General features: G+C 54.1%; 9 protein-coding genes. 5 read left to right on the forward strand and 4 right to left on the reverse strand.

Features of this window, described 5'->3' with window-relative positions; genetic code table 11:
- Positions 1-131 precede the first annotated feature (131 nt).
- Together R6U67_RS01845 and R6U67_RS01850 are read right to left on the reverse strand one after the other, a co-directional pair.
- Complete coding sequence (locus tag R6U67_RS01845; protein ID WP_410250962.1) at positions 132-563, reverse strand: NUDIX hydrolase; 432 nt, start codon at positions 561-563, stop codon at positions 132-134.
- A 214-nt stretch (positions 564-777) separates the two neighbouring features.
- Complete coding sequence (locus R6U67_RS01850; RefSeq protein WP_410250963.1) at positions 778-1,161, reverse strand: hypothetical protein; 384 nt, start codon at positions 1,159-1,161, stop codon at positions 778-780.
- A 22-nt stretch (positions 1,162-1,183) separates the two neighbouring features.
- Between R6U67_RS01850 and folD the strand changes: the two genes are divergently transcribed.
- From folD to R6U67_RS01870, 4 genes are all read left to right on the forward strand, one after another.
- Entirely contained in the window at positions 1,184-2,050 is an 867-nt protein-coding gene (folD, locus tag R6U67_RS01855; protein WP_410250964.1) for a bifunctional methylenetetrahydrofolate dehydrogenase/methenyltetrahydrofolate cyclohydrolase FolD, read from the forward strand.
- A 55-nt stretch (positions 2,051-2,105) separates the two neighbouring features.
- Positions 2,106-3,239 (forward strand): class I SAM-dependent methyltransferase, encoded by a 1,134-nt coding sequence (locus R6U67_RS01860; protein WP_410250965.1) that lies wholly within the window; start codon positions 2,106-2,108, stop codon positions 3,237-3,239.
- A gap of 164 nt (positions 3,240-3,403) precedes the next feature.
- Positions 3,404-4,693 (forward strand): glucose-1-phosphate adenylyltransferase, encoded by a 1,290-nt coding sequence (locus R6U67_RS01865; RefSeq protein ID WP_410250966.1) that lies wholly within the window; start codon positions 3,404-3,406, stop codon positions 4,691-4,693.
- A 225-nt stretch (positions 4,694-4,918) separates the two neighbouring features.
- Positions 4,919-5,947, forward strand: a complete 1,029-nt coding sequence (locus R6U67_RS01870; protein WP_410250967.1) for a DnaJ C-terminal domain-containing protein — start codon at positions 4,919-4,921, stop codon at positions 5,945-5,947.
- Between the two features lie 31 nt (positions 5,948-5,978).
- Here R6U67_RS01870 and R6U67_RS01875 read toward each other — a convergent pair whose 3' ends face one another.
- Positions 5,979-7,040, reverse strand: coding sequence for a hypothetical protein (locus R6U67_RS01875; RefSeq protein WP_410250968.1), 1,062 nt, complete (start codon positions 7,038-7,040; stop codon positions 5,979-5,981).
- A 225-nt stretch (positions 7,041-7,265) separates the two neighbouring features.
- On the opposite strand from R6U67_RS01875, the gene R6U67_RS01880 reads away from it, so the two are divergent.
- The gene (locus R6U67_RS01880) at positions 7,266-8,504 is read left to right on the forward strand and encodes a TIGR00341 family protein (RefSeq protein ID WP_410250969.1); all 1,239 of its coding nucleotides are present in this window, start codon (positions 7,266-7,268) and stop codon (positions 8,502-8,504) included.
- A gap of 78 nt (positions 8,505-8,582) precedes the next feature.
- On the opposite strand, the gene R6U67_RS01885 is transcribed toward R6U67_RS01880, so the two are convergent.
- Positions 8,583-8,768, reverse strand: coding sequence for a hypothetical protein (locus R6U67_RS01885; RefSeq protein WP_410250970.1), 186 nt, complete (start codon positions 8,766-8,768; stop codon positions 8,583-8,585).
- Positions 8,769-8,871 lie beyond the last annotated feature (103 nt).

The following is an 8,871-nucleotide window of genomic DNA, read 5'->3' on the forward strand; positions in this document are numbered from 1 at the left end:
GATAAACTCCCGTCCATCGCCAGACTGGAGGGTTTCGATAATATCTTTCATAATGGCCCGCACCCCAGTTAGGTGGGACATTTGTTGGCCGATGGTCGAGAGTTGGGGATTCATTATTAAGAAATTTATTTTTAACTTGACAAATCAAGCGAGTTGATGTATAGAATCAAGACTCGTTTATGGGGTTTCCCAATTTTACGAATTTCTCCGGCTTTGGGGGAAAATTTTTCTCCCTGGCGGACTTGTTCGGCGGTCCAGAGGTCTAAGTCTAATCCTTCGCAGAGTTCTAAGTCTTGGATATCCACCGTTAGGGGTGCGTGGAAGACGTTGCGGATGAAGTCGCGATACTGTTCCCGTCGGAATAACTCGACGTAGGGGGGTTGATAGCGGATTTCTTCTTGGAGTTCTCGCATCACGGCAACTTCGGCGGCTTCGCCGGGTTCGACGGTTCCGCCGAAGAAGGTCCATTGTCCGGGATAGACGATGGTGGGGATGTCATCTCGTAGTTGCATGAGATAGCGACCGTTTTGATGGAGAATGGCGATCGCAACTTCTTTAACCATGAGTCAGATAGGACGAATGTGAGAAGATTCCCTCATTTCCCTCGTCTCCCTCTCCCTCATTCCCTCGTTCCTTGGCTCTGCCAAGGAATGCTCTGGGGGAGGCTCTGCCTCCCGGTTAGGCGGCAGAGCCGCTGGGGAGTCGTGACAGGGTAGAACCCTGTCACGAGGGAGGGGAGGAGGGAGGGGGGGGGAGATAGGACGAGAATGAGGGGGGTTATTGGGGGGTTCGTTGCTGTTCTTGTAGATAGCGTTCTCCGTAATCTTGTTGGTTAATCAGAATTTCTCGCTGTTCTAGGGTTCCTTGTACTCGCAAAGACTCCCCCGCTTCAGGAACGCCATCGTCGGAAATGACCCAGATTTCCCCAGTTTCATCTTGCAATTGATAGGCCCCTGCGTCTAATAAGGGAGCGCGATCGCCGACAACCCCCTCCACCGTCACCTCACTTCCCAAAGCCTCCTCTGATAGCCTCTCGATGGGAGTGACACTCACGCCTACGTCTAACGGGGTTCCACAGCCGCTGAGGAGGAGTAACCCCGAAAGCAGGGGACTCAGAGGGCGATTAAAACGAGGCAGAAATGATACGGTAGTGACGGTCAATCGCACAATACTCCCTGGTTCAATGGATACGACTCGTATTTTAGACGGTAAAGCTCTCGCAAAGACGGTACAATCTCGACTGCGATCGCAAATCGAGGCGGTTCTCCCCCAACGCAGCCGTCCCCCTGGACTGGCCGTCATCCGCGTCGGAGATGACCCCGCCAGTGCCGTCTATGTCCGCAACAAGGAACGAGCTTGTCAACGAGTGGGAATCGCCTCGTTTGGCCAACATTTCCCGGCTACCGCGACGGCTGAGGAAATTTCAGCCAAAATCGCGGAACTGAACCAGGATGAGCGGGTTGATGGGATTCTGCTACAACTTCCCCTCCCGGCTCATCTCGATGCGGTGGCCTTACTGCTACAACTGGACCCGGACAAAGACGCGGACGGACTTCATCCTATCAATCTCGGTCGTCTGATGCGGGGTGAGCCGGGGTTGAGAAGTTGCACCCCCGCTGGCGTGATGGAAGTCCTCAAGGAATACGCCATCGACCCTAGTGGTAAAAATGCCGTGGTGGTGGGTCGTAGTATTTTAGTGGGAAAACCCATGGCGATGATGCTCCTCGAAGCCAACGCTACGGTGACGGTGGCTCACTCGCGTACCCAAAACTTGGCGGAGGTGGTCGCCGCCGCAGATATCGTGGTGGCGGCGGTGGGCCGTCCCGAGATGATTACCGCTGAGATGGTGAAACCGGGAGCGGTGGTGATTGATGTGGGGATTAACCGGGTCAGTGATGGCGATGGTGGCTATAAGCTGGCGGGAGATGTGGCGTTTGAGGCGGTGGCCGAGAAAGCGGCTTGGATTACTCCGGTTCCCGGCGGAATTGGTCCGATGACGGTGGCGATGCTGCTCAAGAACACGGTTGAGGCCTATCTGCGTTCCCAGTGAAGCCTCCGGTTCTCTAGGATTATCGGGCGTAGGGTGAGACGATCAGTCTAGGTGAATGTCTGTGATGCTTTCCCATCCTCACCCCCCGGCCCGTCCCTTGTTTCTAGGTTCATCCTCCTCGGAGGAGGACACGAAAACCCTTAATCCGCCAGACTTCCTACTTGAGCAAGCGGTTGAGGCAAAATTGCAGGCTGCGATCGCCCTGGCGGGAACGCTACAACTCCCCTGTTTTCCGGCTCTAGCAACCCGCTATGAGGCTCTGATTGTCGAGTTCCTCACGCTCCTCGGACAGGCCCCCAGTCCCGAGGAACGCAGCCAACTGCGACAGCAGTTAACGGAAACCTTAACCCAGGGATTTGAGCCGTCTCCTCGACGCTATCTTAACCTCTCGTATCAATTGGTCAATCCTGATCAGGGAATTGCCGGGGGAATCGGACTCAAAATGAGCCTCACCTCTCCCCCAGAGGCGCAACGGTCCTTTGCGTTGGCGAACCAATCCCGCTTTGGCTGTTACCCTGATGCCAAAGCCATGACTCTGGCCGCTGGCTTGGGAGAGGCGGCTGAGGTGTCGGTATTGGATATTGGGGCCGGAATTGGCCGCAACAGTTTACCGCTGGCTAAACGGGGCCATCCGGTGGCGGCGGTGGTGACGAATCCTGAGGCTGGGCGACAGTTGCAAGAGATGGCCGACTCCCGTCACCTGTCGGTGACGTTGTTCGGGGGGGATTTCCTGGATCATCCTGAAGTGACGGGAGATTATCGCTTGGCGATCGCCCCGGAAGTCCTCCCCCATCTGCGATCGCCCCAAGCCATGACCGAGTTTTTCCGCCAAAGCCGACGAGTCCTCCACCCCGCTGGCCGCCTCCTGGTGGGAGCCTTTCTGGCTCAGCCGGGATATTCCCCCAAAACAGCGGTTCGAGAACTCGCTCAAGCCTGTGGCTGTAGCTTCCTCACCCCGTCAGAACTCCAAGAGATCCTAGAACGGGTTGGCTGGCGTTTGCAGTCTCAGGAATTGGTGGTGGCCTATGAGTCTTGTCATCTCCCCGCAGCGGCTTGGCCGCCCTCAGACAGCTTTCTGGCCTGGGCCACGGGAGAAGAGTTATTTCCGGGTCTGGTGACGCCTCCTGTGGCCTTCTATTGGCTGTGCTGCGTCCGGGAGGATAACCCCTCAAAGGCTGATGGTGCTTAGAATAGAGGGCTGCAATACTGACGAAACCGATCTCTAAGCTAGAATCGGGTAATGAGCCAAGATTATGGGAACGTTAGGGTTCGGGAAAAAAACTGGCCCTTGCCAAGAAACCCAGACAATCGCAAACTTAAAGCTGAGAGTTCGGCAGCCCTGGAGGTCTTTCGGTGAAACGAGTTTTAGGCATTATTCTAGGTGGCGGCGCAGGAACGCGCCTCTACCCCCTAACCAAACTCAGAGCAAAACCCGCCGTTCCGTTGGCGGGTAAATATCGGTTGATTGACATTCCGGTCAGCAACTGCATTAATTCTGGGATTGAGCAAATCTATATCCTCACCCAGTACAATTCTGCATCCCTGAACCGCCATATCGGGCGGACGTATAATTTTTCGAGCTTTACGGATGGATTCGTTGAAATCCTCGCCGCTCAACAAACGTCCGACAGTCCGGGATGGTTCCAAGGAACGGCGGATGCGGTGCGTCAATATATCTGGCTCATGAATGAGTTGGATGTGGATGAGTATCTGATTCTGTCAGGTGACCATCTCTATCGGATGGATTACAGCCAGTTCGTGGAGCGTCACCGGGAAACGAATGCAGATATTACCCTCTCGGTGGTTCCCATTGATGAGCAGCGGGCCTCGGATTTTGGTTTGATGAAAATTGATGACTCGGGACGAGTGATTGATTTCTCGGAGAAACCTAAAGGCGATGCGCTCAAGGCGATGCAGGTCGATACGAGTACTCTGGGCCTCGATCCGGCTCAGGCGAAGCAGAAGCCGTATATCGCCTCGATGGGGATTTATGTCTTCAAACGGGAGGTTCTCAAGAAGCTCCTGACGGAAGCTCCGGACCAAACGGATTTTGGTAAGGAGGTTATTCCCGGCGCGGCCATGGACTATAACATCCAGGCCTATCTGTTTGATGGCTATTGGGAAGATATCGGAACGATTCAGGCCTTCTATGAAGCGAATTTGGCGCTGACGCAACAGCCGACGCCGCCTTTTAGTTTCTATAACGAGGAAGCGCCGATTTATACTCGTCCTCGCTATCTCCCGCCGAGTAAGCTCCTCGATTGTCAGGTTACGGAGTCCCTGGTGGGTGATGGCTGCATTCTCAAGGAATGTCGCGTCGATCGCTCGGTTTTGGGCGTTCGCAGCCGCATTAGCGCCGGCGCAGTGGTGGAAGATTCCCTGTTGATGGGGTCTGACTTCTATCAGTCCTTTAGTGAACGCCTCGGGGAAGCGTCAGCGCCCTCGATGGCTCTGGGAATTGGTGAAAATAGTACCGTTCGACGGGCGATCGTGGACAAGAATGCACGAATTGGCAAAAATGTCAAGATTCTCAATAAAGAAAATATTGAGGAAGCCGATCGCGAGGATTTAGGGTTCTATATCCGCAGTGGAATCGTGGTGGTGCTGAAAAACGCAACCATTCCCGATAACTTTGTGATTTAGTGGCTCAGTCTAACCGTTGACCCCGATCGCCGCCAGTGCGGTCGGGGATATCGCGCGATCGCCCGCCGGGGCGATCGCGTGATCATCTGGACGTCAGGGGTCGATTTCTGAGCAAAATTCGGCAACTGTCAAAGAAACCGAACTCGACGGTCGAGGAAAATACATTAAACTTGATGATCAAAGGCAGACTCCACCCTGTGATCCACTGATTTTTTGACAATTCTCATGGCTGCAACGGACTTCAAAGACTACTATTCCATCTTGGGCGTGAGCAAAACGGCCAGCGCGGACGAGATCAAGAAAGCGTTTCGCCGTCTAGCTCGTCAATATCACCCAGACATGAATCCGGGCGATCGCAACGCGGAGGCCCGGTTCAAGGAAGTTAGCGAAGCCTACGAGATTCTCTCAGATCCCGACAAGCGCAAACAATACGATCGCTTCGGACAATATTGGAAACAGGCCGGAAACAGTCCCGGAGGCTGGAATGGCGGCGCGGCGCCTCAAGGGGGAGCCACCCCAGGCGGGTTTGACTTTGATTTCAGTCAATACGCCGATTTTGATGAATTTATCGAATCTCTCCTTGGAGGAATGGGGGGACGGACGCGATCGCAATGGTCCTCCTATGGTGGTGCTTCCCCGAGAAGTGCTAGCCGCAGCACCGGCTTCAGCGGTGGTTTTGAAGACTTCGCGGGCTACAATCGCCGCAGTACTGGAGTCTCCCTCGATCAAGAAGCCACCCTCAGCCTCTCCCTGGCTGAAGCCTTCCACGGCGTCGAAAAACGCCTCAGTGTCAGTGGCCAAAAAGTCTCGGTGCGGATTCCCCCTGGCGCCAAAAAAGGAAGCCGAGTGCGCGTCAAAGGAAAAGGGAAAAAAGATGGCTATGGCCGCCAAGGAGATCTCTACCTCAATATCGACCTCAAACCCCATCAGTTTTTTGAGTTTGACGGCGACAATCTCGTCTGTAAAGTCCCCATTTCCCCCGATGAAGCGGTCTTAGGGGCCAAAATTGAAGTTCCCACCCCCGATGGAACGGTCACGGTCAGTATCCCCGCTGGGATTCGCTCAGGCCAGATGTTACGCCTGCGCGGAAAAGGCTGGCGGCGACCGAAAAGTAGCGCTCGCACGGATCAATTAGTGAAAGTCGAAATTACCCCACCAACACGGCTCAGCGACGAAGAACGACAACTGTATCAGAAACTGCGAGACTGTCGCCAGGAGAACCCCCGCCAAGCCCTAGAACATCTAGGATTGTAGAGGCGACGGAGCCAACTCGCCCCCGGCGCGCTCAGCCGGAATCCTCCTGATGATATAACTGGCCTAGAGCGTCGGTGAACTGGTCTAAAATGCGGGCTTCGATCGCGTTGGCGGTGTCGGGATCGGTGTGAGCCAGAAGAGCGCGTACTTTGCTGATGAGGGCTTCGGTTTGCTGATCGACGGCGGCGATGGCGGCTTGCAAATGTTGGTTGGCCGCTTCACAGACGGCGGCTTCGACATCTTGATCTAAGCCAACGAGGGTCTGATGCTCTTTGGTATCGGAACGCAGCGCAGCTGGAGCGAGTTGAGGGGGATCGGTGGTCTCAGCTTCGGTGGGATTGAGCATGGTGTTTCTCGGAAGCATAGACCCATCCATGGTCATGTCATCGAGATTCTCGTCTCCCAATTCTTCGGGTTCAAAGGGTTGGATGACACTGGCATAATAGGCCTGTTCCATGGTGTGACACAGCCGCTGGGCAATGTTCTGGTAGACCTCCACCGGATTGAGACAATGGGCGGAGCCATAGAGGCGCAAACGCAGTTCACTGGCGGTTTTGCAAAGATCTAGTAACGATTGGGCCAGATGGTCAAACTCTTCGTGGTTGAGGTGATTCCAGTCGGGGAGGGTATACGCGAATTTACCGTTGATGGCGGAGTAGAGAAGGGTCTTGGCTTGGCTGAGATTGCCCGATTGGGACAGTTGTAGTCGTAAGTCAAACCAGCGATCGAGGGAGGGATCACTGGGATTCCCCTGGGTGAAGGGGAGAAAGGCCTCGTCGAAGGCCATGGGAGGGTCTAATTCCGGGTAGAGGGGATCGAGAATGGCGATCGCCCGCAGGGAAAGGTTGAAATATAGGGATTTCTTGTTAATCCGAGCCACAACTCGCACTAGGGCTTCTTCGAGTTGCTCCCGTGTGACGAAGGTGGTTCGTAACTCGTTGAGCAGTAGCCGCCAATCCAACGATTCTAACCGTCGTGAGTCATTCTCCCAGCGTTGCTGACAGACGCACAGCAGCAGTTTTTTCAGGCGATTTGTATCCGAGTCCCCCGCCAATTGTGCGATCGCTCGGTTCAAGCGTTCCTTCTCTACCATAAACCTTGAGGCAGCACTGTTAGATCACGTGACAGCGTTCCCGGCCTACCCCCCACTGATAACGGCATTGTTTGATGTCTCTGTGTTTGATGTCTCTGTGTTTGATGTCTCTGTGTTTGAGGTCTCTGTGTTTGATGTCTCTATGTGGGCTGTTTCTGTGTGGGCTGTTTCTCTCTAAAATAAGACCTATCACACTGCTCAATCTGCCGTCCGGGCAAGTCCAAGATGCCAAAAGTTGACCAACAGACGCTAGCGGTTCTGTCTCAAGAGATTTCTGGGGATTCCAAACTCAATCTTAACTTTATCTTCCTTTCGGTCGCTTCTTGTATTATTGCCACCTGCGGGCTATTACTCAACAGTCCCGCCGTAATTATTGGCGCGATGATTGTTGCCCCCTTGATGTTACCCCTACGAGGCTTAGCTTTGGGCGCAATGAAGGGAGATCTGTTTTTATTCCGTCGCGGCGCGACGACTCTGCTGATGGGAACGTTGATTTCGGTGGCGCTGTCGGCCGTGATTGGGGCGATCGCCAGTATCCCCTTCACGGAGTTTAGCCCGGAAATCCTCGCCCGTACACAACCGAACCTCTTGGATTTAGTGATTGCGCTGGCTGCGGGGGCGGTGGGAGGCTTTGCTAAGGTCCGACCTAAAATTAGTGATGCGATCGCCGGAACCGCCATTTCTGTGGCGCTGATGCCGCCATTATGTGTAGTGGGCCTATCCCTGTCTCAGGGAGCGGTCTTCTCGGCTCGCGGGGCTTTCCTTCTCTATGCTACTAATCTGCTCGGCATCACCTTGGCCTGTATCCTCGTCTTTATCTGGGAAGGCTACTATGTTGAGAAAATCCGGATGGCTCGCGCTCTGACTTATACGGTCTTCCTAACGCTGCCGATTGTGATTCCGTTATCGATTAGTCTCGGACAACTCTTACGCCAAACTCGTCTTCAGTCTACGTTGCGATCGATTCTCCTGACCCGGACCATTACCGTCGGTCAACAGGTGGAATTGATCGACACGAAGATCAACTGGAATACGACCCCTCCCCAGGTTCGTCTCCGGGTTCGCGCTCGTCCGGATGCACCGCTGACCCCTAAACAGGTGTTTGAAGTCGAACGTCTCGTTACCCGAGAAATGCAGCAAGATTTTTTGTTGGTGTTTCAAGTCGAGAGTTTTAGGGAAATCCGCTCGGCTGACCTATTTGGCTACCGGATTCCCTACCGCCAGACGGAGGTGGAAACGGAACAGAGTCGTGAGCCATTAAGTCCCGAAACCTTGGAGAGTATGACTCAGACCCTGTGGCAGTTTCATCGCTTTTGGCGCACTCCGATGCAACGACGGACGCGCCAAGGTCGCGATCGCGTTGATCTCGATGAGTTAGATCTCGATGAGTTAGATCTCGATGAGTTAGATCTCAATGAGTTAGATCTCGATGAGACGGATAACCTGAATGATACCCCCGACTAGGGGCGATCGCCCGCTCATCGTTGCTGATTCCCGGTCAATGATTCCATCGAGTTGAACAACGCGGCCACGACGCGGTCATCAGGCTATGCGTTGTCGGAGTAACCAGACACCGAAGGTTAAGACCAGTAAAATTGTGCTGGAGGGCGCTGTTTCTGGGACTTGAACCGCCCGTTCATAGGAAGGGTTTACAGTAGCTTGGGAGACGTTCTCGGAGACGTTCAAGGAGGTCGTCTCGAATTGTAGGGTTTGGCTTTGAGTTGGCATGATCAGTTCCTCGGATGGGCAAGTTTGCATGATAAAATCAAAGGCTTGACTAACCTATGTTTTGATTGAGTATGTTTTGATTGAGCTAGATGATTCGGTTCGA

The sequence above is a fragment of the Sodalinema sp. genome (genome assembly GCF_046483825.1).
GTDB lineage: Bacteria > Cyanobacteriota > Cyanobacteriia > Cyanobacteriales > Geitlerinemataceae > Sodalinema.

Excerpts from the sequence above, each read along its gene's own strand:
- R6U67_RS01845 (WP_410250962.1), bottom strand. The coding sequence starts at position 563 with ATGGTTAAAGAAGTTGCGATCGCCATTCTCCATCAAAACGGTCGCTAT.
- folD (WP_410250964.1), top strand. The coding sequence starts at position 1,184 with ATGGATACGACTCGTATTTTAGACGGTAAAGCTCTCGCAAAGACGGTA.
- R6U67_RS01860 (WP_410250965.1), top strand. The coding sequence starts at position 2,106 with ATGTCTGTGATGCTTTCCCATCCTCACCCCCCGGCCCGTCCCTTGTTT.
- R6U67_RS01870 (WP_410250967.1), top strand. The coding sequence starts at position 4,919 with ATGGCTGCAACGGACTTCAAAGACTACTATTCCATCTTGGGCGTGAGC.
- R6U67_RS01875 (WP_410250968.1), bottom strand. The coding sequence starts at position 7,040 with ATGGTAGAGAAGGAACGCTTGAACCGAGCGATCGCACAATTGGCGGGG.
- R6U67_RS01880 (WP_410250969.1), top strand. The coding sequence starts at position 7,266 with ATGCCAAAAGTTGACCAACAGACGCTAGCGGTTCTGTCTCAAGAGATT.
- R6U67_RS01885 (WP_410250970.1), bottom strand. The coding sequence starts at position 8,768 with ATGCCAACTCAAAGCCAAACCCTACAATTCGAGACGACCTCCTTGAAC.